The 24,479-nt window shown below is 53.1% G+C and carries 19 protein-coding genes and 1 pseudogene; 8 read left to right on the top strand and 12 right to left on the bottom strand.

What is annotated here, in order from left to right; genetic code table 11:
- Nucleotides 1-15 precede the first annotated feature (15 nt).
- Complete coding sequence (locus tag LY264_RS12585; protein WP_048227601.1) at nucleotides 16-1,005, top strand: zinc-dependent alcohol dehydrogenase family protein; 990 nt, start codon at nucleotides 16-18, stop codon at nucleotides 1,003-1,005.
- A 35-nt stretch (nucleotides 1,006-1,040) separates the two neighbouring features.
- Here LY264_RS12585 and LY264_RS12580 read toward each other — a convergent pair whose 3' ends face one another.
- From LY264_RS12580 to LY264_RS12555, 6 genes and pseudogenes are all read right to left on the bottom strand, one after another.
- Entirely contained in the window at nucleotides 1,041-1,814 is a 774-nt protein-coding gene (locus LY264_RS12580) for an amino acid ABC transporter ATP-binding protein (RefSeq protein WP_048227600.1), read from the bottom strand.
- On the bottom strand, nucleotides 1,798-2,724 hold the full coding sequence (locus LY264_RS12575) for an amino acid ABC transporter permease (RefSeq protein ID WP_249457338.1): 927 nt from the start codon (nucleotides 2,722-2,724) through the stop codon (nucleotides 1,798-1,800). The genes LY264_RS12580 and LY264_RS12575 overlap by 17 nt, the downstream gene beginning before the upstream one ends.
- Before the next feature lie 9 nt (nucleotides 2,725-2,733).
- Nucleotides 2,734-3,243 carry a GNAT family N-acetyltransferase gene (locus LY264_RS12570; RefSeq protein ID WP_003833076.1) on the bottom strand — a complete coding sequence of 170 codons (510 nt, stop codon included), beginning with the start codon at nucleotides 3,241-3,243 and terminating at the stop codon, nucleotides 2,734-2,736.
- A 10-nt stretch (nucleotides 3,244-3,253) separates the two neighbouring features.
- Nucleotides 3,254-5,512: pseudogene (locus LY264_RS12565) on the bottom strand (NtaA/DmoA family FMN-dependent monooxygenase).
- A gap of 25 nt (nucleotides 5,513-5,537) precedes the next feature.
- Nucleotides 5,538-6,659, bottom strand: a complete 1,122-nt coding sequence (locus LY264_RS12560; RefSeq protein ID WP_048227597.1) for an amidohydrolase — start codon at nucleotides 6,657-6,659, stop codon at nucleotides 5,538-5,540.
- On the bottom strand, nucleotides 6,659-7,657 hold the full coding sequence (locus LY264_RS12555) for an LLM class flavin-dependent oxidoreductase (protein ID WP_048227596.1): 999 nt from the start codon (nucleotides 7,655-7,657) through the stop codon (nucleotides 6,659-6,661). The genes LY264_RS12560 and LY264_RS12555 overlap by 1 nt, the downstream gene beginning before the upstream one ends.
- Before the next feature lie 515 nt (nucleotides 7,658-8,172).
- Between LY264_RS12555 and LY264_RS12550 the strand changes: the two genes are divergently transcribed.
- Both LY264_RS12550 and ansP read left to right on the top strand, forming a co-directional pair.
- On the top strand, nucleotides 8,173-9,714 hold the full coding sequence (locus tag LY264_RS12550) for a methyl-accepting chemotaxis protein (RefSeq protein WP_048227595.1): 1,542 nt from the start codon (nucleotides 8,173-8,175) through the stop codon (nucleotides 9,712-9,714).
- A gap of 281 nt (nucleotides 9,715-9,995) precedes the next feature.
- Entirely contained in the window at nucleotides 9,996-11,438 is a 1,443-nt protein-coding gene (gene ansP / locus LY264_RS12545; RefSeq protein WP_003833088.1) for an L-asparagine permease, read from the top strand.
- 41 nt (nucleotides 11,439-11,479) lie between these two features.
- Here the strand turns inward: ansP and LY264_RS12540 are convergent, their stop codons facing one another.
- The 4 genes from LY264_RS12540 to LY264_RS12525 all read right to left on the bottom strand — a co-directional run bounded on the left by LY264_RS12540 (nucleotide 11,480) and on the right by LY264_RS12525 (nucleotide 14,820).
- The gene (locus LY264_RS12540) at nucleotides 11,480-11,701 is read right to left on the bottom strand and encodes a YgdI/YgdR family lipoprotein (protein ID WP_003020157.1); all 222 of its coding nucleotides are present in this window, start codon (nucleotides 11,699-11,701) and stop codon (nucleotides 11,480-11,482) included.
- A 136-nt stretch (nucleotides 11,702-11,837) separates the two neighbouring features.
- Nucleotides 11,838-12,899, bottom strand: a complete 1,062-nt coding sequence (gene yncE / locus LY264_RS12535) for a 7-bladed beta-propeller protein YncE (RefSeq protein WP_048227594.1) — start codon at nucleotides 12,897-12,899, stop codon at nucleotides 11,838-11,840.
- A gap of 252 nt (nucleotides 12,900-13,151) precedes the next feature.
- Nucleotides 13,152-14,186, bottom strand: coding sequence for an NADP-dependent oxidoreductase (locus LY264_RS12530; protein WP_048227593.1), 1,035 nt, complete (start codon nucleotides 14,184-14,186; stop codon nucleotides 13,152-13,154).
- 58 nt (nucleotides 14,187-14,244) lie between these two features.
- Entirely contained in the window at nucleotides 14,245-14,820 is a 576-nt protein-coding gene (locus LY264_RS12525; RefSeq protein WP_048214159.1) for a helix-turn-helix domain-containing protein, read from the bottom strand.
- A gap of 37 nt (nucleotides 14,821-14,857) precedes the next feature.
- On the opposite strand from LY264_RS12525, the gene LY264_RS12520 reads away from it, so the two are divergent.
- Both LY264_RS12520 and LY264_RS12515 read left to right on the top strand, forming a co-directional pair.
- On the top strand, nucleotides 14,858-15,376 hold the full coding sequence (locus LY264_RS12520; protein WP_048214158.1) for a GNAT family N-acetyltransferase: 519 nt from the start codon (nucleotides 14,858-14,860) through the stop codon (nucleotides 15,374-15,376).
- Nucleotides 15,373-15,822, top strand: a complete 450-nt coding sequence (locus LY264_RS12515; protein ID WP_048227592.1) for a DMT family transporter — start codon at nucleotides 15,373-15,375, stop codon at nucleotides 15,820-15,822. Before LY264_RS12520 ends, LY264_RS12515 begins: the two co-directional genes overlap by 4 nt.
- Nucleotides 15,823-15,886: 64 nt before the next feature.
- Here the strand turns inward: LY264_RS12515 and LY264_RS12510 are convergent, their stop codons facing one another.
- Both LY264_RS12510 and LY264_RS12505 read right to left on the bottom strand, forming a co-directional pair.
- Entirely contained in the window at nucleotides 15,887-16,120 is a 234-nt protein-coding gene (locus tag LY264_RS12510) for a YdcY family protein (RefSeq protein WP_003020183.1), read from the bottom strand.
- A 17-nt stretch (nucleotides 16,121-16,137) separates the two neighbouring features.
- On the bottom strand, nucleotides 16,138-17,736 hold the full coding sequence (locus LY264_RS12505) for an ABC transporter substrate-binding protein (RefSeq protein WP_048227591.1): 1,599 nt from the start codon (nucleotides 17,734-17,736) through the stop codon (nucleotides 16,138-16,140).
- A gap of 282 nt (nucleotides 17,737-18,018) precedes the next feature.
- On the opposite strand from LY264_RS12505, the gene LY264_RS12500 reads away from it, so the two are divergent.
- From LY264_RS12500 to LY264_RS12490, 3 genes are read left to right on the top strand one after another with little or no spacing between them, the layout of a single operon-like run.
- Nucleotides 18,019-19,326, top strand: a complete 1,308-nt coding sequence (locus LY264_RS12500) for an SrfA family protein (RefSeq protein WP_048227590.1) — start codon at nucleotides 18,019-18,021, stop codon at nucleotides 19,324-19,326.
- Nucleotides 19,327-19,330: 4 nt separating this feature from the next.
- Nucleotides 19,331-22,312, top strand: coding sequence for a virulence factor SrfB (locus LY264_RS12495; RefSeq protein WP_048227589.1), 2,982 nt, complete (start codon nucleotides 19,331-19,333; stop codon nucleotides 22,310-22,312).
- Nucleotides 22,309-24,471, top strand: a complete 2,163-nt coding sequence (locus tag LY264_RS12490) for a virulence factor SrfC family protein (RefSeq protein WP_048227588.1) — start codon at nucleotides 22,309-22,311, stop codon at nucleotides 24,469-24,471. Before LY264_RS12495 ends, LY264_RS12490 begins: the two co-directional genes overlap by 4 nt.
- The last annotated feature ends 8 nt before the right edge of the window (nucleotides 24,472-24,479 follow it).

The raw sequence follows: 24,479 nt of genomic DNA, 5'->3' as shown, positions 1-24,479 counted from the left end.
TTACTGAGGTCTGCTATGTCTAAGGTCGTAGTTTTTAATCAAATTGGTGGCGCTGAAGTCCTGAAGATTCAGGAGGTGCAGGTTTGCGCGCCTGATGCAAATGAGGTTCAGATCCGCGTGCGGGCTATTGGTATCAACCGTGCGGAAGTTATGTACCGCACCGGACAGTATATTTACCAACCTAATTTCCCGGCGCGACTGGGTTATGAAGCTGCCGGAATCATTGAATCAGTGGGAGACAACGTACGTGAGTTTGCACCTGGCGATTACGTTAGCGTCATCCCGGCATTCAGCTTTCATCAATATGGAATGTATGGTGAAGTCGTTAATGCCCCCGCTCACGCGGTCGTAAAGCATCCACAAAACCTAAGCTTTACCGAGGCTGCTGCCAGCTGGATGATGTATGTGACAGCTTTCGGTGCGCTGGTTGAATATGCGGATATTAAGCCCGGTGATAACGTGCTGATCAATGCTGCTTCCAGCAGCGTCGGACTGGCGGCAATTCAGATTGCTAACATGCGGGGAGCAAAACCGATTGCGATGACACGGACCAGTGAGAAACGTGATCAGCTGCTGCAACTGGGCGCGGCAGAGGTTATTGCAAGCCAGGAGCAGGATCTGGTGACCGAGATTCAGCGGATTACTGAGGGTAAAGGAACCCGCGTGGTGTTCGATCCGGTCGGTGGCCCAGCGGTGGCAAGAATTGCCCAAGTGATGCCAGCCGGTGGGATCTTTTTCCAGTATGGTTCGCTTGATTCACGTGACCTTTCTATCCCGGTCATTGAGATACTCGGTCGCCATCTGACCTTCCGCGGCTATGAGATTTTCGAAATCACCACGGACGCAGAAAAACTTGCGCGGGCGAAACGGTTTATCTTTGAAGGATTGCAGTCTGGCCAGCTCAAGCCGCTGATTGATAAAACCTTTGCCTTTGATGATATCGTCGAGGCACATCAATACATGGAAGCCAACGGCCAGGTAGGCAAAATCGTCGTCACTGTATAACCCCTGTGCGGCACAGCCTTGTGCCGCAATATGTCTCAAAGCACTTTCGACAAAAACTGCTGAGTGCGCGTGTGGCGTGGATGATTCAGCACCTGCTCGCTGCTGCCCTGCTCGACGATTTTGCCATCGACCATGAACACCACCTGATCCGCCACTTCCCGGGCGAAGCCAATCTCGTGTGTTACCACAACCAGCGTGGTTCCTGACTTCGCCAGCGCTTTAATGACATCCAGTACTTCACCGACCAGTTCAGGATCCAGTGCAGATGTAGGCTCATCAAACAGCATGACGCGTGGATTTAGCGCCAGCGCACGGGCAATAGCGATACGCTGCTGCTGACCTCCGGATAAGTGACGCGACCAGGCATCGGCTTTATTCCGTAACCCTACCGCATCAAGCAGAGTTAATGCCCGCTCGGTGGCGGCTTTACGCGTTGCCAGTCCATGCGCAATGGGCGCTTCAATCAGATTCTCCAGAACCGTTAAGTGCGGGAACAGATTAAAGTTCTGGAACACATAGCCGACGTTAACGCGCTGGTGCAAAATTTCCGCCTCTTTCAGCTCATACAGCTTGTCTCCCTGCCGACGATAGCCAATGTAATCGCCATCGATTTGAATAAACCCCTCATCGACGCGTTCCAGATGGTTGATGGTCCGCAGGAGTGTGGATTTCCCTGAACCGGACGGGCCAAGAATAACCGTTACCGTACCGGGAGGGATCTCCAGCGACACATTATCCAGCGCTTTGTGGCGACCAAAGTATTTGCTGACGCCGGTAATAGAAATATGACCTTCAGGCGAGTGGGACATGGACGGCCTCCTGCTGTGGACGTTGACGACTGCGTTTTTCTGCACGCGTCACCCGGGTTGTGTTGATCGCTGAACGTCGTTCGCTGCGTGCCAACGCACGTTCAACCAGGTGCTGAATTAACGACAGGACGCTGGTGATCACCAGATACCACACCGCACCCACCATCAGCAGCGGGATCACTTCCTGCGTGCGGTTATATATCATCTGGATGGTGTAGAACAGCTCCGGCATTGCCAGCACATATACCATCGCCGTCCCTTTCGCCAGGCTGATGATTTCATTGAATCCAGCAGGCAAAATGGTGCGCAGCGCCTGCGGCAGAATAATCCGCAGCGTACGTCGCCCTGCCGGTAAGCCCAGTGCTGCCGCTGCCTCGTACTGACCGTGATCGACCCCTAAAAATCCACCCCGAATAATTTCAGCGGTATAGGCGCTTTGCACCAGCGTCAGGCCAACCACCGCAGTGGAAAACTGACCGAGTACATTGATGGTCTCAAAACCTCCCCACTGAATGGGAGTAAACGGAATACCAATCGTCAACGTGTCGTACAGATAGGAGAAGTTGTACAAAACGATCAGCACCACAATCAGCGGTAACGAACGAAACAGCCAGATGTATCCCCATGCCAGACCGTTCAACAGCCAGGAAGATGAAAGCCGCGCCAACGCCAGCAGACCGCCGATGACAATACTCAACAGCGTCCCGATCAGCGTCAGTAACAGCGTTTGCCCGAGGCCGGACAAGATAACCGGATCAAAGAACCAGCGGACAAACACGCTCCATTCCCAGCGCGGATTAAACGCCACGGACTGGAGAATTACCGCAAGGGCAAATAAGGCAATGACCGCGCCTACGGTACGCATGGGATAACGTGCCGGTACGACTCTAATGCTATCTGTCGTTTTCATTTTCTCTCCTCAGGCGATTCTGGCCTGACCGGCAATAGTCAGCAGTTTGGTAAAGCGCAGCCGTCCATCAAACGGCGGCAGACTGTACTCTTCGGGATCGCGCGTCGTATCAAATTGCGGATCGTAGCCCTGGCTTAAATAAAGTCTGACGGCCTCCGGCTGGCGAAATCCCGTGGTCAGATAAATCCGGCTGTAGCCTGCGAGCAGCGCTCTACGTTCCAGTTCCTGCACCACGCGCGCCGCCAGCCCCTGCTGACGCAGGCTGCTTTTTGTCCAGATACGCTTAATCTCGGCGGTGTCCTTGTCGTAAGGTTTGTAAGCCCCGGTGGCGATAATTTCGCCGCGGCGCTCCAGTACCACAAAAAGTCCCTGCGGTGCCAGATACCATTCGGTCAGTTCCACTTCAGCGTCGCGAGAAAAGTAATCGCCATAGCGGGCGGCATATTCACCGAACAGACCGTTCAAAATGGGCTGCAGCTCGCTGGCTTCCGGTGAGAGCACGCGAAATTGATCGCTCACGATGACCTCCTTAGTCGCCTAAACCGGCCGGGTTGATTTCAGATTGTGGAATGCGTTCCACCCCTTCTCCCCAGCGATTCAGCACCTTGTCATAGTCGCCGTTGCCAATCACGCCGTTGAGGGCGGTTTGTACCGGCAGAACCAGGCCGCTGTCTTTTTTCAGCGTCACAGCGATATGTGCCGCTTTTGGCCAACCGCCATCAACGCTACCCACTAATTGCGTTTTACCGTTGAGTGCAGCTTTCCACGCGCCGATTACATTAGGACCGAAGTAGGCATCGGCGCGGCCCGACTGTAGGGCCAGGGTTTGCGCGGCATCATCTTTGGTATACACCGGCGTAAACGGCTGTAACCCTTTCTTCACGTTCTCATCGTTCCAGGCCAACAGAATGGCTTCCTGGTTAGTCCCCGAACCGACGATAATGCGTAGTCCTGCGATATCTTCCGCCTGCTCGATTTTCTTCAGCTTGCTACCGGTTTTGACATAAAAGCCAAGAGAGTCCTTCCGATACGTCGCGAAATCGAATTTTTCTTTGCGTGCTTTGGTGACGGTAATATTGCTGATCGCGGCATCGTATTTGCCGGAAGTGACGCCCAGCGGCCAGTCTTCCCATGACGTAGGTACAACGTTGAGTTCCAGTCCCAGACTGTCAGCCACCAGACGCGCGATGTCCGCCTCGCTGCCGATCAACGTCTTATTGTCATCGGCAAAAACGGTCAGCGGCGGCTGGCTGAGCCCGGCAATCGCCACGGTGAATTTGCCCGGTACGGCCAGGTGCAGGTTTGCGGGCAACTGCGCGATCGCCTGCGGGTTTTTTGCTGTATTGATTGGCGCTTTATTGGCTTCCAGGCTTACGCCGGTGCCGTTAATCGTCACCTCATTTGCCCAAACGGTCGCGCTGAAAGCCAGTGACAGCGCGAGAAATACTGATTTTTTCTGCATAGCGTTTTTCTCTTATTGTGTGAATTGATTTGCAGGTGTCGCTAATCCCAGGCTTGCGCGCAGGGTCGTACCGGGATATTCATGGCGGAACAGGCCGCGCGCCTGAAGCACAGGGACAACCTGTTCGACAAAACGCGGGAAGGTATCCGGCGTGCCACCTTGGATGATAAAACCGTCTGCGGCTTTTTCGTCGAACCACTGCTGCAGGCCGTCGGCAACCTGTTGTGGCGTGCCGCTGAAACGCGGACGTGGACTGGCCGCTTCCAGAGCAACCTGACGAAGTGTTAAACCACGCTCGCGTGCGTTGCGCTTGATCTCATCAGTCGTACTGCGAAAGCTGTTTTGTCCGAGAGAGCCCAGATCCGGGAACGGTGCGTCCAGCGGATATTGGGCAAAATCATGATGTTCAAAGTAGCGGCCAAGATAGTTCAGCGCGTCAGTAACGGAGACCAGCGCAGCGGTAGTCTGATACTGCTGCTCAACGTCCTCTGCGCTGTCGCCAACAATAACGCTGACGCCCTGGAATATATGCAGTTGATCGGGATGTCGTCCGGCGACTTCCAGCTGGCTTTTTACATCCTGATAGAACGCTTTAGCCTCTGCCAGCGACTCCTGATGGGTAAAAATGGCATCAGCGTGCTGCGCCGCTAATTTCTTGCCATCTGCTGAAGCTCCCGCCTGAAATATAATCGGACGGCCTTGTGGTGTACGCCCAATATTTAATGGCCCAGCGACCTGGAAATAATCTCCATGATGGTTAAGCGTATGCAGCTTTTGCGGATTAAAAAATTCTCCACTTGTTTTATTACGGGTGAAAGCATCTTCTTCCCAGGAATCCCACAGCCCTTTCACTACCTGTAAATATTCATCGGCAATACGATAACGCTGGGCATGCTCTGGATGCTGAGCGCGAGAATAGTTTTTTGCCGATCCTTCCAGAGGCGACGTCACCACGTTCCAACCCGCGCGTCCCTCGCTGAGATGGTCCAGGCTAGCGAACTGCCGTGCGGTCGTAAACGGCTCGCTGTATGATGTGGACACCGTGCCAACCAGCCCCAGATTCTGGGTGATACTGGCCAAAGCGGATAATACTGTCAGCGGCTCAAAACGATTTAAAAAGTGCGGGATTGATTTTTCATTAATATACAGACCATCGGCGACAAAAATAAAATCCAGCTTCCCTTTTTCCGCAATAAGCGCCGTCTCTTTGACAAAATCAAAATTAATACTGGCATCAGCCTGAGCCACCGGATGGCGCCATGCGGACATATTTCCCGATGCGCCATGTAGAATAGTGCCGAGCCGTAGTTGCCGATTTTCAGCCATAATAACCCCTACCCAACAGGTAAACTTAAAGGTGTGCGAATGCCGTTTTTGCTAACTGCGCAAAGTAGTGCGCGGCAGGTTCAATTAAACGCTCGTCCGGATTAAATCCCGGGTGATGTAATCCGTATTCACTGGCGCTGCCAATACTGACAAATGCGCCAGGTGTATTTTGCAGGTAGACGGCAAAATCCTCCCCGCCCATATGCAGGTCGGCATGGTGGGTGGTATAGCCTGACTGTTTCGCCACCGCGGTGGCAATATCGGCCCAACGATCATCATTTACCAACGCGGTTGGTCCCGCATGCCAGATTACGTCGATTTGTGCGCCAAAGGCGTGGGCAAATCCGGCGGCAATGTCATTAACCCGAGCCTTAACCTGCTGCTGTACCTGGGTTCGGTGCGTTCTGAGTGTCCCTTCCAGCTCAACGGACTCCGGCAGAACGTTCCATGTGTTTCCTCCCTGAATACGGGTCACGCTGAGCACCACCGAATCCAGCGTGTTAACGTCGCGACTGGCAACGCTTTGCAGCACCGTTACCAGTTGGCTGGCGAGCAGGATGGCATCCTTACCTTCATGCGGACGCGCCGCATGTGCGCCCTTGCCATTAATGCGCAGCACGAAGCGATCGACATTGGCATAAAATGCGCCGCCGCGTGTGGCAAATTCGCCCACCGGCAAACCGGGCTCATTGTGCATACCGAAAATAGCCGCTACGTTTTGCAGCGCACCGGCGCGGATCAACGTTTTTGCGCCGCCGAAACTCTCTTCAGCTGGCTGGAACAAAATACGTACTCGCCCCGGTAAGGTTATTTCCTGCTGTTTTAGCAGCAGTGCTGCACCAAGCATGACGCTGGTATGGACGTCATGCCCGCAGGCATGCATCACGCCCGGCGTGAGGGAGCGAAACGGAACGTCGGCGCTTTCTTCTATCGGTAGAGCGTCGATATCCGCCCGCAGCGCGATGACATCTTCTCCCTGACCAATTTCCGCGACCAGACCGGTTTTCAGCTCGAACGGCAGAATGTCGACGTCCGCAGCGTGCAACCAGGCGTGAATGCGCGCCGTGGTTGCTTCCTCCTGCAGGGAAAGCTCCGGATGCTGATGTAGTTCACGACGCCAGTCGATAAGCGTTGAGCCGAGAGTCATCAGAGCACCTCCACGGCGTTATGGGCTTGCGCCAACAAACGCAGCGATGTCAGACGCGCATGCCCTTGCGCCACTGGCGTGTCGATAATGAACTCGTCAATGCCAAATTGCGTATGCAGAGAATTAAGCTTTGCCATCACCTCCTGAGCGGTGCCATGTAGCAACGCCTGCTCACGACGCGCGATTTTGCGTGGTGGGCTGCCAGACTGAGCGGCAAACGCCAGCGCCTGTTCTTCGCTGGCTACCGTGACACGTTGACCATCTTCCAGCTCCACGCCCCAGATTTGTACGTTTTCCGCCAGTTGCGCAGCGGTGTCGTAACTGTCAGCCACAATTACCTGCACGGCGACTATCGTCGGGCGTGCACTGTTTCTCTGCCAGAAGGACAAAACGTCATGCAATAACGCTTTGTCACCATTGAGGTGCGCTGCGAAGATGAAATCCCAGTCGGATTGCGCTGCTAACTGCGCGCTTTGCACACTGGCTCCCAGTACAAACTTTTCCGGTGAAATCGGTGGAATTGGCGTCGGGAATACCGTTTCCCCGCTTTCCGTTCCGCTCAGCGCCAGCCAATCGTTAAGCAAAGAAAGCTGGTCGGCAAAACTGCCTTTTTCTGCCTGATGCAGCCCATGCTGTAACGCCTGGGTCGACAGCGGTAAGCCGCCAGGGGCTTTCCCTACGCCGAGATCGACACGTCCAGGAGCCAGCGATGCCAGAAGATTGAAGTTTTCCGCCACTTTGTACGGGCTGTAATGTTGCAGCATTACGCCGCCGGAACCTACGCGGATATGCTGGGTTTGCCCGAGGATCCAGGCGATCACCAGCTCCGGCGATGGGCTGGCCAGCTGTGCCGTATTATGGTGTTCCGCGATCCAGAAACGATGGTACCCCCACTCTTCTGCCAGTTGCGCCAGGCGCAACGTACGGGAAAGCGCGGTCGCGGCAGTTTCACCTTCCCCGATGGGGCTTTTATCCAGAATACTCAGGCGATATGACATGTTACGAGCCTATGTTTGTTAACATGTCTTTATTATTAATTTATCAAATAGCCATACTGAAACATTTAATTCACATTTGCTCAGCTAAAAAGTAGATAACAACCCCTGTCGCTGCCAGGGTTAAAATTTGGATCGCCCAGTACAGGTCGTAACGCTTAACTGAAAAATACCCGCAATTAATAGCCTACAAAATATAATAGGGTCGTTGGCATCACGGTAATAACATCAAAATCATTTGATGCCAGTTTTCTTTTTACGAAAAGGTTTTTTAACGTGATTTACGTTAAGTCAGTTTAAACGACTTGTGACGTTATACGCTTGTATTAATTGTTTCACTTTTATGACGCAGGATGAATGATTTACATAGAAATTTTTATTTTAACTACTTCCACAGAATTGATGATTAGTAGAGAATGCAACGTTTCTTATTAAAACGGTTTAAAACAGATTTTAATATCCCCCGATTTTATTGCGGGGATTTTTGTATGGATTATACATAGCACCATGGGACCTCTATGAAAAGTAACATGCCCGTTACACAAATTGAGCACGCACTTAACGATAAAGCGACGCTGCTTTCTACGACGGATAAAGAAAGTCATATTACCTACGCCAACTCCGCGTTTATTGATGCCAGCGGATTTAACGAACAGCAGTTAATGGGCGAACCACATAATATTATTCGCCATCCCGATATGCCTCCCGCGGCGTTCGCCGATATGTGGTACACGCTACAGCAGGGAGACAGCTGGACGGGGATGGTGAAAAACCGTCGACAAAATGGCGACCATTACTGGGTTCGCGCCAACGTTACGCCGGTCTGGCACAATGAAAAACTCACCGGCTACATCTCGGTGCGTACCGTTCCTTCGCGCGATGAAATAACTCAAAGCGAAAGCTTATATCAAAAAATTAATAATCAGCAGCTTAAAGGGTTTCGTCTTTTTAAAGGTATTTTCATTCGTCGCGGAATATTGTCATGGGCATCAATGTTTAAATGGCTGAGCATTAGCCAGCGCGTCAATTATTCTTTAGGGGTAATCGCCCTGCTCTCTGTGCTATTTCTCTTCACTCCTGTTAATCCATTTATTCAGGCGGGAGGGTTATTGTTCTTATTTCTGATGCTTGCTATTTACCTTAAGTATCAAATTTGTCAGCCAGTTAATACGCTACTGACGCAAATGAAGAAAGTGGTATCCGGGAGAAAACCTGATAACTGTCATTTAAATCGGGTGGATGAGATCGGAATGCTGATGCGTCTGGTTAATCAGTCCGGGCTTAATCTGAGTTCCCTGGTCGATGATGTCAGTACGCAAATATCCGGTATTCGCGCCATCAGTCAACGGGTATCAAAAGAAGGTACGGCGCTGCACAAGCGTTCAGAAGAAACCTCCGCCGACCTGCAACAAACCGCTGCCGCCATTGAAGAAATTGGTAGCGCGGTACAGCAAACTGCTGAGACTGCGGCTCATACTATGACCATGGCCGATAAAACCAGCGCCAATGCGGCAGAAGGCGGCGATATTATGAAACAAACTATCGCCATGATGCAGGCGATATCGCGTGACAACGGGCAGATAGTCGACATCATCGGCGTTATCGACAGCATTGCTTTTCAGACTAATATTCTGGCGCTCAATGCCGCGGTTGAAGCCGCGCGAGCCGGGGAGTCCGGGCGTGGTTTTGCCGTTGTGGCGGCAGAGGTCCGTAATCTGGCGCAGCACTCAGCGTCCGCGGCAAAAGAGATCAAACAGCTGATTGAGAAGAATGTCGCTAACGTTAACAGCGGCGTCAAAATGGTGGAGCAAACGGAAACGCATCTCACTGGGATGATTGGCGATGTCTTACAGATGTCGATGATGATCAAAGATATTAGTCTGGCGACGCGTGAGCAAACCCAGGCGCTGGATCTGATTAACGATTCGATTTCACGCGTTGGCACCATGACAAACAATAACGCTGAGATGGTGGAGCGTGTCACCGATGCTACCGCCGATCTGACTCAACGTTCATCGCGCTTACAGCAGGCCGTTCAGGTCTTTGGCGTATCAGCATAACCTTACGGCGCTTATCGGGTGAATGTCTCGATAAGCGCACACCTCTCCACGTATTTACGCCCTTCTCTTTTATTGGCTGAATCGAGGCCACACCGCGCCAGTGCTGGCTGTACAAAAATGCTGAATTCTTGTTATCGGGGCTTTGCGGAACCGAACAATTGAATGTAGGATGCTCGGCCGGCAGTTTTCCCCCGTAACACAATGAAGGGTAAGGCTGTTTTTCGCCGCAGCAGGTGCGGCAAAAAGGATTTTGTATTTTTGTCAGGTCAACAGGAAAAGTAATGAACACAAACAACACGCAAGCCGCGGAACAACATGCGGCGAAACGACGCTGGTTGAATGCCCACGAAGAGGGGTATCACAAAGCGATGGGGAATCGACAGGTACAAATGATCGCCATTGGCGGCGCAATTGGTACCGGGTTGTTTTTAGGGGCTGGCGCACGCTTGCAAATGGCGGGTCCTGCTTTGGCGCTGGTCTATCTGGTGTGCGGTATTTTTTCGTTCTTTATACTGCGCGCGCTTGGTGAACTGGTTTTACATCGCCCTTCCAGCGGCAGCTTTGTCTCCTACGCCCGTGAATTTTTAGGTGAGAAAGCCGCCTATGTGGCTGGCTGGATGTACTTCATCAACTGGGCGATGACCGGTATTGTCGATATCACCGCGGTGGCGTTGTATATGCATTACTGGGGCGCATTTGGTGATGTACCGCAGTGGGTGTTCGCCCTCGGCGCGCTGGCCATTGTTGGCACCATGAACATGATCGGCGTGAAGTGGTTCGCGGAGATGGAGTTTTGGTTTGCGCTGGTCAAAGTGCTGGCGATTGTGATTTTCCTGGTGGTGGGTACCGTCTTTTTAGGTACTGGAAAGCCGCTGGATGGTAACGCCACCGGTTTTCACCTGATCACCGACAACGGTGGATTCTTCCCACATGGTCTGCTTCCAGCGCTGGTACTGGTTCAGGGGGTAGTTTTTGCGTTTGCCTCCATTGAACTGGTGGGCACCGCTGCTGGAGAATGCAAAGATCCGCAAACCATGGTGCCGAAAGCGATCAATAGCGTTATCTGGCGTATTGGACTGTTCTATGTGGGTTCGGTTGTGCTGCTGGTTCTGTTACTGCCGTGGAACGCCTATCAGGCGGGGCAAAGCCCGTTTGTTACCTTCTTCTCCAAACTGGGCGTGCCGTATATCGGCAGTATCATGAATATTGTGGTGCTCACCGCGGCGCTTTCCAGCCTTAACTCTGGGCTGTACTGCACCGGGCGTATTTTACGTTCCATGTCGATGGGCGGATCGGCGCCTAAATTCATGGCTAAAATGAGCCGTCAGCAGGTACCCTGGGCGGGGATCCTCGCCACGCTGGTCGTGTATGTTGTTGGGGTATTTCTGAACTATCTGGTACCGTCGCAGGTGTTTGAGATCGTGTTGAACTTCGCGTCGTTGGGCATTATTGCATCGTGGGGATTTATCATGGTCTGTCAGATGCGTCTGCGCCGGGCCATAAAAGAAGGTAAAACGGCTGACGTCAGTTTTAAGCTGCCGGGCGCACCGTTTACCTCGTGGCTCACGCTGCTGTTCTTGCTGAGCGTGCTGGTGCTGATGGCGTTTGACTATCCAAACGGTACCTATACCATCGCCTCATTACCGCTGATTGCCATCCTGCTGGTTGCAGGCTGGTTCGGCGTGCGTAAACGCGTCGCGGAAATCCACCGCACCGCGCCATAACGGCAAAAGGCCTGACAGGTTACCCCTTCAGGCCTTCTTTTTTAGTTCGCTTCAATCAACTGCGCTACGTCGTTACTGTTAATTTCCCGCGCATTCCCATCCTGATCGGTATAGCTGGTCATTCCCGTGTCTTTATCCAGTTTTGGTTTACCCTGGGTGGTGATGGTTTGTCCACTTTTGGTCGTCATGACGTAATCGGTGGTACACCCTGCCAGGGTAAACAGCATTACGCCTGCACACAGACAGATAAATGGCTTTTTCATGGTATTCCCGTGTTATTCAGTTAGCCGTTGAGGGCGTAGTGTAAGTCCCTGAAGTGGGTCGGGCTACTGGCGGGGTGTAACGAGGCGTATCGTGGGGTTTAGAGAAATGACAGGAGGGGTTTCCCCCTCCCGTTATTTACAGCGCAATACGAATAACATCGTCCGGCTGGGTGGCTTCCTGCTCGCGGGTAGACTTCTGTTTCACGCTGACATACAGGGTCTTACCATCGGCAGAGAGCGCCAGGCTGTTCGGGAATGTTGGGGTCTCGAACGTTTTAACGACTTTATAGCTTTTCGCGTCGATCACGCTCACTTTTCCGGCCTGACGATGGGTCACGTAGGCTTCGTTACGCACTGGGTTAAACAGCACGGCCAGGGATTCCGGCGCAGCGACTTTTGCCAGTACGTTACCATTACGGGTGTCGATGACCAGCACTTCCGCCGCTTTAGAGTCGGTGACAAAGGCGCGGTTGCCCGCTGTGTCCAGGCTCAGGTTGATAAAGAAATGCTCTTTCCCGTCATCCAGCAGTTTTTTGCGGCTGAGAATTTTGTTAGTGGCGGCGTCAATGGTAATGAATTCACCGTCGGCATTGGCGGTGTACAGGCGTTTAGCCTTGCTGTCGACAGCCAGAGCGGTGCTCATTTTGCCGGTATTCTGGATGGTGTCCTTCAGCTTGATCGTCTCACCGTCCACCACCCAAATCACGCTCTCTTTACCAATACCGCTAATGTATACCGTGTTGGTGGCATCATCGGCGACCAGCTCACGCGGCTGCAGCGGGCGAACGTCTTCAGAACGTTTACGCGCATCCAGCACCAGACGTCCTTTCACCGCACCGGTTTTGGCATCCATCGCCGTAACCGCGCTGTTTACCGTGTTGCCGAACCACAGCGTTTGCGTGGCGTTATTGATGGTGGCACCAAATGGTTTGAGATCGTTATGAATCACCTGGGTCACTTCGAGGGTGACCGGGTCAAGACGATAAACCACCCCGCCGGTATCCAGTTTGCGGCTCTGTGAGGTCGCCAGCCACAGCGCGTTCTCTTGCTGGCTGTACGCCATTTCATAGGCGCCTTTGCCGACGGCTTTGCGCAGCAGTTCTTCTGCAGCCTGCGTAGTAAAAGATGATGCAACGAGCAGTGAACCTAACAGTAAAGAACCACGCAGACGCGGCGAAAACAGATGACGTAAAGACATGACGACTCCCTTTGATAAATTCGTTTGTTACTGCTTCACATAGCTTCAATGAGCAAAATCATGGTTCTGCCTTTTTAAGAATGAGAATAGTAATCATTATTTATCTCAATGTGGAGTGTTTATTCGCTTTCGGGTAGTAACCTTCTTATTTTCTCCATGAATACCAGATAACGACATTGGCATTTTACCAGGCCTACATTTTGTACGAAGCAGGCCTGGTTACAGGCATTCACCGTCTTCCACCTTTACGCATCAATCCTCAGCAAGACGAATCACTACCTTGCCGAAGTTTTTGCCGGTCAGCAGACCGATAAAGGTTTGTGGCGCATTTTCCAGACCGTCGGTCACCTGCTCGCGGTAGTGGATTTTGCCCTCTTTAACCCAGCGCCCCATCTCCCGCTGAAACTCATGAATACGGTGTCCATAATCCTGACCAATGATAAAACCCTGCATGCGGATACGCTTTTTCAGCAGCGTTGCCATTAACAGCGGTAATCTGTCAGGTCCGGCCGGAAGCGACGTTGCGTTATAACCGCTGACCAGGCCACAAAGCGGAATCCGCGCTGAGGTATTGAGCAATGGCAGAACGGCATCAAATACTTTTCCACCGACGTTTTCGTAATAAATATCAATACCCTGCGGGCAGGCTTTTGCCAGTTGTTGCGCAAAATCTTGTGCGTGGTGATCGAGACAGACATCAAAACCCAAGACCTCGGTGGCATGTCGGCATTTCTCTGCCCCACCCGCCACACCGATCACCCGACAACCCTTAAGCTTACCGATCTGCCCGACCGTTGCGCCAACCGGCCCGGTTGCGGCAGCTACCACCAGCGTTTCCCCGGCTTTTGGCTGACCGATATCCAGCAGGCCCATATAAGCGGTAAACCCCGGCATACCCATAACTCCCAGCGCCCAGGAGGGATGCTCGGGATGATCGCCAAGCTTCACCAGCCCGTTACCGTCGGAGATGTCATAGTCCTGCCAACCGCTGTAGCTCAATACCCATTCGCCTGGCTGGTAGTCCGGATGGTGGGATGACACCACGCGACTTACGGTACCCCCCACCATAACACCACCAATCTCTACTGGTGGTGAGTAAGATGGCTCATCGCTCATGCGGCCACGCATGTAGGGATCAAGGGAAAGATAAACGGTGCGCAACAACACCTGGCCTTCGCCCGGTGTTGCGACTTCATCTTCTTCAAGACGGAAGTTCTCTGGGACTGGCGCGCCATGTGGGCGGGAAGCCAGTACCCAACGACGGTTACGATTAGTCTGTTGACCCATGATGTGCTCCTCTGCTTTTGGCATGAATCCATCAATAGTAGCAGCCCGTTCCTGCTATTTAGCTGACGACGTGATTTAACCGCACAACCAGGTAAACGCAGGGTTGCGCGGCTTCATTGATAAACCGACAGTCATTCGGCGGGCCAAGTTCCAGGCAATCACCTGCCTGCATTTCATGGCGTACGTCCCCTTCGACAAAGACTAATTCTCCCTGCTGTAACCAGATAAGTTGTCTGGCCTGCACATAGGAAGAGGCTGGCATCGGGATATCACTTCCGGCGGGTAATTCGATCTGCACCAGATCGATAGGCAGATCGCTGCGCGGTGAAACATGGCGGCGCAGATAGTGGCTTTGCGGGTCGTGCCAGACAGGCTGATCGACGAAGCGCAGCAGCTTGCCCTCTTGCATTTCAGCCCGCGCAATCAGGGTAGACATGCTAATGCCAAACGCGCCGGAAAGCCTGCCCAGCAGCGTAGCCGTTGGACTACTCTCGCCGCGTTCTATTTTATGGATCATGGCCCGCGACACACCCGCGCGCTCGGCAAGTTCCGTGAGTGACCAACCGCGAGATTCCCGCTCGATGCGAATTCTTGCACTGATCCGTTGATTTATGCTGTCTTCAATAGTATTCATATTGTAATACTATAGTGAACAAGCCCTGAGGTTCAACATGTCAATTCGATTTGCCAGCAAAGAAGACTGCGCCGCCATTGCAGAAATCTACAACCATGCGGTACTGCATACGGCGGCTATCTGGAACGATCAAACGGTCGATGCCGAAAACCGTATTTCCTGGTATGAAGCCCGCCAATTGATGGGGTATCCGGTGCTGGTGAGTGAAGAGAATGGCGTTGTTACAGGATACGCCTCCTTTGGCGACTGGCGTAACTTTGATGGCTTCCGTCATACCGTTGAACATTCGGTGTATGTTCATCCTGAACATCAGGGAAAAGGGCTAGGACGGGCACTGCTCAGCAGACTGATAGACGAAGCCCGCGCATGCGGCAAGCATGTGATGGTGGCAGGTATTGAGTCTCAGAATCAGGCATCACTGCATCTGCACAGCTTGCTGGGTTTTAAAACCACCGCGCAAATGCCGCAGGTTGGCACCAAGTTTGGCCGTTGGCTGGATCTGACCTTCATGCAGTTACAGCTAGACGATCGCCGCGATCCGGATGCCTGTAGATGAACCAGACGCTGACCCTCTCCTTTCTGATTGCCGCAGGTATTGGTCTGGTGGTGCAAAATACCTTGATGGTACGCATCACCCAGACGTCCTCGACGATCCTTATCGCCATGTTGCTTAACTCGCTGGTCGGGATCGTGCTGTTTGTCAGCATACTGTGGTTTAAGCAAGGAGCTGCGGGATTTGGAGAACTGGTTTCCAGCGTGCGCTGGTGGACGCTCATCCCCGGATTGCTTGGATCGTTCTTTGTTTTTGCCAGTATCAGTGGGTACCAAAATGTGGGGGCCGCTACCACTATCGCGGTGCTGGTGGCTAGCCAGTTAATCGGCGGACTGGTGCTGGATATTCTACGTAGTCACGGCGTGCCGCTGCGGGCGTTGGTAGGTCCGGTCTGTGGCGCGGTGCTGTTGGTCATCGGGGCGTGGCTGGTGGCGAGACGTTCATTTTAATTGCCTGATGGCGCTTCGCTTATCAGACCTACAGAACGTGCCTGTAGGTCGGATAAGGGAAATATCAGAGGATTGTGCCGCCTTTGGTCAACTGTTCGCGACGGGCTTCCATATCTTCTTTATGCTGACGGCCATGATGTGCGATAGCCGTACGCAAACGCTGTTGCTGGGTATAGCGGTCTTCCCGGCTCAACGCGACATCATCGCTGAGCTCAATCAGCAATTCATTCATATGCGTAATGACGCTCTCTTCAATGGCGGCATCAACACGTGCGCTGACCTCATCCAGATGCGACATAACCTCTCCTTAACTCATTAATTTAATTTTGCTTTTGAAAAATCACTGCCCATCAGGCTGACGCTGTATCCGCTGACGTTGCTGCGCGTAGCGTAGAACGTTTTACCGTTTGCCAGAGCTATCCACGGAGCCTGCTGGTAGAAAATCTCTTGCGATTGCTGGTAAAGCGCGGCGCGCTCTTCCGGTTTACTCACCAGCTTCGCCTTTTGAACCAACGAATTATACTCTTTATCGCACCAGCGCGCGGCGTTAGATCCGGTTTTTATGCTGTCGCAGCCCAGCAGCACATCGGCGAAGTTATCCGGATCGCCGTTGTCTGACATCCAGCCAAACAACGCGGTGTCATGCTCACCTTTACGCATTCCGGAGAGATATTCCCCCCACTCGTACGACACAATTTTCGCCTTCACGCCCACCTTTGCCCAGTCGCTCTGGATCATCTCAGCAATCCGTCGGGAGTTCGGGTTGTAAGGGCGCTGAACCGGCATTGACCACAGCGTCGCTTCAAAGCCGTTTTCCAGCCCCGCCTGCTTCAGCAGATCTTTTGCCTTTTGCGGGTCGTAAGCGTAATCCTGCAGATCTTTATTGAAGCCCATCATATTCGGCGGAATCGGCGATTTTGCCACCGTACCGGAACCTAAAAAGACGGCGTTAATAATGGCCTTTTTATCGGTCGCGTAGTTTAGCGCCTGACGCACCAGTACGTTATCAAACGGTTTTTTCTCGGTATTAAACGCCAGATATCCGACGTTCAGCGCTTCAACCGAATGCAGCGTCAAATCTTTATTCTTTTTAATCTCGTCAAACTGTACGGGGGCTGGCGCCGGGATTATCTGGCACTCATTGGTTTGCAGTTTTGCCAGCCGCGTCTGGACGTTTGGCGTGATTGAGAAGATCAGGTGCTTCGTTGGAACGGCGCCATCCCAGTAGTTAGGGTTGGCAAGATAGCGGATTTGCGAGTCCTGCTTGTACTGTTGCAACACGTAAGGACCGGTGCCAATCGGCCAGTTATCGACGTTTTCCGGGGTGCCTTTTTTCAGCATCGCGTCGGCATATTCCGCAGAAAGGATGGAGGCAAAATCCATACCCCAGTCGGCAAGAAACGCGGCATTAGGTTCATTGAGGACAAACTGAACGTGATAATCATCGACCTTCTTCACTTCTTTAATCAGTTTATCCAGACCAACATCGTTAAAGTATTCGTAGCTTCCCTGAGAAACCTTGTGATACGGATGATCGGCATCTTTCTGCCGTAATACCGAGAAAATCACGTCATCTGCGTTGAAGTCGCGAGTCGGTTTAAAGAATTTATTACTGTTGAATTTCACGCCCTGACGCAGGGTAAACGTATAAGTCTTACCGTCCGGGGAAATCGTCCAGTCCGTTGCCAGAGACGGTATCGGGGTATTCTTTACCGGATCAAAGTTGATGAGTCGGTTGTAGAGCACCTGTGAACTGGCCACAAATGAAGGACCTGAACTGGCGATTTGCGGGTTAAATGACTCCGGAGATGCTTCAGAGCAATAGATGATGGTGTCAGTATTGGCCGCGAACGCAGCGCCTGACGGTAAGACAGCGCTGAGAGCCAGCGCGAGTAACGTTTTCCTTGCAATCATGGTTATAAGCCTTCTTATTTTATTATTAACAGGGATATCAGAGCATAGCTGACAAAAACTGACCAATAACAAATCACTATCAGGTTATTCTAATCCGGTGTATTTCGCTGAATAATTCATCACTCCAAGCGAATTAATTTCCCTTAAGTCTTTTTCAAAACGTCAAGATTTTTCCCGGCACTCTATGCCATGAAAATTAACCCCTTTTTGCCTCTCTTTCGCCGTTTGCTCGTTTTTATAAAACGTAAAGTAGATACGTGAAGAAGTCTAAGGGGTAACAACGTGGCAAAAACTCTCTTGCGCAGCGGCAATTTGGATGACTATCAGGCCGTGGGCGGCGGTGGTCAGGCCGTGTTTGATTCAGCATTGCAAATTCGTGAAACGCTTCGTCTGCGTAAACAGCAGGCGATGGTGGATTGTCTGGCGATCCCACAAATTAACGACAACGGCGATCGGGTTGACTGGTATTCCCCGATAGAAGGGAAAGCCGTGGCGTGGAAAGCCGCTGATGAAGAAGCACGTTTTCGTGCGCTGCGCTATCTGGGTAGCATGCTGGAAAATGCGGCGACCCTGAGCCGTAAAAGCCTGCAATCGGGGAAAACCTCCCTACAGCTGTTTGGCTCACTGCTCGAAAAAGCCATCCAGTTTCCCGGTGAAAATCACGTGTTTCTGGTTGATGGTAAACCCGTTATTACATTCTGGGGCTTCGTCAATCTGAATGAAAATCCCCGCGACGATGTGCTCGACTGCCTGCGCATTGCCGATGTTCCTCCTGTGGTTACCGTAGCAGAGCCAGAACAGGAAGAAGAAATCGCACCGGAAATTACCTTTGCCGAGGCCGATGTCCCCTTACTGACGCCGGTCGTTGATCAGCCAAAACCGGCTGAACCTGAACCTCAATCCCCGGTTATTGTTAACGAACCTGAAGTCACTGCGTCGCCGGTACAGGAGAAGCCCATACGCCGCCTGCCGCTGTGGAGCCTCCCCGTTGCCGCAGTGATTATTGCAGCCATCGTTGGGCCGCTGCTGTGGAAGCAACAGACCACCCAGCCCGTACCCGCAGTAGCCGCTATTGAAGTCGCTAAGGTTGATATGGCATCGCTGCCAGCACTGACATCTGTACTGCCCCTGCATCGTGCTGAAGTGACTCCAGCTGCGAAGAAAGAGAAACCTGTCGAAGGACCGGTGGTGATTGCCGCAATTCCAAAAGATGCGCTGGTGATGGATGCCAACCAGATGAAGGCAGGAACGACGCGTTTTCTCAACGGTAACTGGCGCGTCATGGTCGATGTTAAAGATCCGGTGAGCGGCAAAGCGCCGTCGCTGCGCTATCAGATCCAGGCCAATAAAGGCACTGCGCGCGTGGTGCATGGTGACAATATTGTTTGTCGTGCCGAGATTTTCTCTGGTTTGCACCAGTCGGGTGAATTAATGATTAAGAGTCGCGGCAATGCCCGTTGTACCGACGGTTCACGTTATCCGATGCCTGAAATTACCTGTAAAGCGGGAACCAATGACGTCGCCGCCTGTACCGCGCGTTATGACGATCACGCGGAAATCCCTCTGACGATCAAAAAGATAGGTGCCTGATTTTATGTTGGTGAATTTGTGTGATTACAAACAGAGCGTGACGCTCATCGCCAATAGCGGTGTGCAATTCCTGGATTTCGGCCTCACGCCTCAGGAATCTGCGCACCACGGACGCTTTGTGCGCAAAACGGCAAACGGTCCGCTACTGAGACTAGACTTCGATCTGACATCAGGACGCTATACCCTACCGGGCAGCACCGGCGCGCAACCCGAAGTGGTGAAGCCGGAAAGCACTCAGACGCTGCACTATTCGCTGGACGTGCTCGACAGCGTCTGGCTGCCGCTGCCGTTTTTGCGCTTTAACCCGCCGCGTACGTTTGTTGAAGGTCCGGATAACTGGGCACGCGTGCAGGTGCGAAAGCTGCCGCAGCCGGACAGCGCGGGCAACACCCACCGTGTTACCGTAGCGCTGGACAGCCAGCTTACTGAAAATGGCCCTGCGGCGTTAACCCCCAACGAAAATGATCTGCTTAACGGTACACGGTTTGCGCTGGCCTGGCATGACAACGAAATTGCTGATTTCCTTGACCAGACCTGGATTGACGGCTGGTTGCGCGAATCTTTTATGCACCATGTCACCCAACATGAGAACCGCTCAGAACAAGAGATCCAGCAGGCGCTGCGTAACTTTGAATACCAGGCGCACTGGCTGAATGTGCTGACCCTGTTAGGTGAGCAGCTTTCCGTCCCGGAAGTGAAACTGGTTACGCACACCCTTAGCACCCCCGCCATTCCCGTCGATCTTATTTTGGATATCGGTAATACCCATACCTGTGGTGTCCTGATTGAAGATCACGGGGATGCCAATGACGGGCTGCGTCAGACCGCTGAATTGCAGGTCCGTTCGTTAAGCGAGCCGCAGTTCCTCAACGATCCGCTATTCACCAGTCGGCTGGAGTTTTCCGAAGCGCGCTTTGGTAAGCAGCACTTTTCCGTTGAGAGCGGACGTGATGACGCCTTTATCTGGCCGTCGATTGTGCGTGTGGGTGATGAAGCCCGTAAGCTGGCGATGCAGCGTATGGGCACCGAGGGCAACAGTGGGATCTCAAGCCCGCGCCGCTATCTGTGGGATGAAACGCCGGTGTTACATGACTGGCGCTTTAGCCAGATGAATGGCAAAACCCAGCGCGAACCGCTGGCTACCGCCTTCCCGCTGATGAACCTGATGAACGATGACGGGCAACCGCTGTTCAGCCTGCCGCAGGACGATCGTCTGCCAGTGTTCTCACCACAATACAGCCGCAGCACGCTGATGACACATATGCTGTGCGAAATACTGGCCCAGGCGCTGGGGCAAATTAACAGCGTAGCGACGCGTTTGCGCCTCGGATTCCCGGCGTCTCCTCGTCAGTTGCGGACGCTGATCCTGACCCTGCCGTCGGCGATGCCCAAACAGGAGCGCGAGATTTTCCGCCTGCGCATGTTTGAAGCTATTGCCCTGGTCTGGAAAGCGATGGGCTGGCACCCGCAGGATGAAGACTTCACCACCCGTAAGCAGCAGGAAAAGAGTGTGGTTCCCGTACCTGAAATTCAGATGGAATGGGATGAAGCCAGTTGCGGGCAACTGGTGTGGCTGTATAACGAGGCTATCTCACACTACGATGGCCACACCGAATCGTTCTTTAACGCCCTTGCCCGCCCGGACCGTTTGCCGGAGCCTGGTGAGACTAGAGGTCGAGCACTGCGCGTGGCATCGATCGATATTGGCGGCGGGACAACGGATATGGCTGTCGTTCATTACCAGCTTGATGACGGCGTTGGCGCGAATGTCAAAATTACCCCGCATCTGCTGTTCCGTGAAGGTTTTAAAGTTGCGGGCGATGACATGCTGCTGGACGTGATTCAGCGCTGCGTGTTGCCTGCGCTGCAAACCCGCTTACAACTGGCTGGCGTGACCGACGCCGCCGCATTGCTGGCCACGCTGTTTGGCGATTCCGGGCGCATTGACACCCAGGCGATTTTGCGTCAACAAACGGCGTTGCAGCTCTTTATGCCGCTTGGTCATGCGGTCCTCTCTGCCTGGGAACAAAGCGATATTAACGATCCGGTCGCCGGGCTACATGCCACCTTTGGCGAACTCCTGAGTCAACAACCCACGCGCAACGTGATGAACTACATCCAACAGGCTATCGACCATGCGTTGCCAGCAGGGTCGCCAGCGTTTGATGTTCTGAGCGTGCCGTTACAGGTACAGTTCAGGCAGTTACAAGAAGCACTGTTAGCAGGTCAATTTACCCTGACTTCCCCGCTGCACGCGGTTTGTGAGGCCATTTCACACTATCGCTGCGATATTTTATTAGTGACCGGCAGGCCCGCCTGTTTACCGGGTGTACAGGCGTTGATCCGCCATCTGCAACCTGTTCCGGTTAATCGTATGATCTGGATGGATAACTACCGCGTGCATGAGTGGTATCCGTTCAGCCAGCAAGGGCGAATTGGTAATCCTAAATCCACCGCTGCTGTAGGCGCTATGCTGTGCAGCCTGGCGCTGGATTTGCGTTTGCCACGATTTAACTTTAAAGCTGCCGATATCGGCGCTTACTCGACCGTACGCTTTCTCGGTGTGCTGGATAATACGGTCAATACCCTGCGCGATGAGAACATCTGGTATCACGATATTGATCTGGATAAACCTGGGGCGAAGCTGGATGCCCGGTTGCATTTCCCGTTACGTGGCAACGTGACGTTAGGATTCCGGCAACTGGCAAACAGCCGCTGGCCTGCCACGCCGCTGTATACGCTCAGCATAAACTCTGCCGAACTGGCAAAAACTATCGCCGGAGATGGCGTGTTGAATGTTCGGCTGCAGCTACGCGGCGGCAGCAAAGAAAGTGGCCCGGAATTCTTCATCCTGAGTGATGCCTGGTTACAGGATGGCACCCCCGTTGCCGCCAATGCCTTAACGTTAAAACTGAATACGCTGGCAGACCGTCGCCATAGCGGAAGCCATTACTGGATTGATAGCGGGAGCGTGTACCTGAAATGAGTAAGATGTTAAATACCGCGCAGGCCGCCATCGAGTGGGTGGTAGATACCCGTCAACGTGCGGCGCGTCTTGATGATGAAGCGGATGCCCTGCTGGCACAGCTTACGCTAGCCGCAGTGAGTGAATCTGCGCTGAAGACGACCTTTTCATCGCAAGGATGTATAGGGTTATACGGACACTCACAATCGGCAAAAGCACATCTGCTGGCGGCATTGTGCTGCAATGCCACTGGCAAAGTGAATATTGTTACCCCGGATCGCAGCTTTGATTATTTCTCGCATATTAATCCGGGCCATGCACCAACCAATATGGCGATCCGTTTTACGCGCGATGAAAATCCGCATGATAACGAATGGCCGTTGCGTCTGCGATTACTCAGTGAAGCCGAACTGGTACAGCTATTTATCGCCCAGTTCAGCGCGCTCCCGGACAACCGACAGGTCGAGAAATCGATTATTGAGGCGCGCCTGGAAAAATGGCAAACGCTGCGTCAGCGTCACCCGGTGCCGGGCATTACCGCACATGATGTTGCGGCAATTGGTCGTTTCTGGCGCTCCTGCGTACCGGCAAACCAGCAGCAAATTGACGATGCACTATGGTATCAGTTTGCCACGTTGCTGCCCGCACTGGACCTGACTACCCGGGCAAACGCCTGGGCGTTACTGTGGGGAGAACAACCAGAGCTGACGCAGCAGTGGCTGGCGCTGGCGCACACGTTGCAACAAACCGGACACGCGCAAGAATTAGCGGCCCCGCTGAGCCTGCTGGTTGATCATTTTGGTTTACCTGCCGAAAGTTTCCTGACCCAGGTGGCATTGTCCAGCAATAATGAGGCGCAAAGCGATGTGGTGGTTCATCCGATTGAAAATCATCAGTTGCTCAATGCGGTCAGTCTTTCTTTGTCGTCACTGGCGCTGCTCACGCGCGAGCTGGTCCTGACGGTTGAAGACGCGGTGCTGGAGAATGTCGATCTGCTCGATATCCCCCTCGCCCCGGATGCTCATCCTCATCCACTGTGGCAGGCAAAATTAGGCTGGATGCTGGAACATTATCGCCAGCACCTGCAACCAGATGTGCTCTTAATCTGCAACGCGGTCTCTGCCCGCGCCCAGACGCCCGCCATCACCCGCAAGCTGTTGGGCTGGGTCAACGATACCCAACCTGTTCATGATGCCGCATTACCGGGCGTGGTTTGGGCCATTACCCCGCAGGATGCGCGTTTTAGTACCCAGCAAAACCTTGATGAATCCGTGCAGCAATTAATGGGCAAGCCCGGGCTGCATTGGGGTACGTTGCAGGCGCTGGATAAACATAGCTTACAACGTCTTGTCGAATGGCTGACTCAGGCAACCTCACCACAGCAGCGCCAGGCCAGGTTGACTTCTCTACGCGAGCAGCATCAACAGCGCATCCGCGAAACTCTGAAAAGCTGGATTAATCCCGCTCAAGCTGAATCGGATAGCCACGAGTCGGTGATCCGCCAGTTACAGGCGCAAGCGGCAAAACATGGCGAACTGCTGGATGGTTTACTCCCGCCGATGCACATTTTTGAGTCGCTGCTGCGTATTCAGCAACCGCGCGAGGAGCAGGTAAGCGGTTTATTTAATGAAGAGATTGACCTGTTTGCCGAGGTGCGTGACACACTACACTCGCCGGAAAGTCAGGAGACCGGATATCAGGCACACAAAATGTGGATTAACCACGTGCGCCAGTGGTGTCGCGATGAAAATAATGCCCGCCGTTTACGACTCGATCCCCGTACGTTAAGGCAGGTTGCCGACATTCTCGTCACCACCAGCTATCGCCTGGAGATGCCACAACGCTTACAGCGCATTATGCAGCGCGAAAATGTCTGTGCCGCGCAGTTACACGCCGATATTGGTGATTTTATTACCTGGCTTGGATTTGCCGACGTTGCTGAGGAACAGCGCCCTGCCAGCAGGATCCAAAAAGGATCGGCTATTTTTAGCGCGCCGAAGCAATCGCCGATGCTACGCCTGACGAAGCTGGATGAACAACCCTCGCATGGTGCAAGCCGTTACGTTTACGACTGGCTGGTTGCCTTGTACACCCGTGCGAATGAGAATGCGGGATATCAGCACCCACAGGATGTCTCTGAAACCGACAAAAAACGATTAGATGCCCTGCTTTTCTCCTGAAACGGCGA

It is taken from the genome of Citrobacter portucalensis (genome assembly GCF_023374935.1).
In the GTDB taxonomy this organism is placed as follows: domain Bacteria; phylum Pseudomonadota; class Gammaproteobacteria; order Enterobacterales; family Enterobacteriaceae; genus Citrobacter; species Citrobacter portucalensis.
The sequence above is the reverse complement of the archived record's forward strand: the minus strand, read 5'-3'. Positions and strand labels throughout refer to the sequence as shown.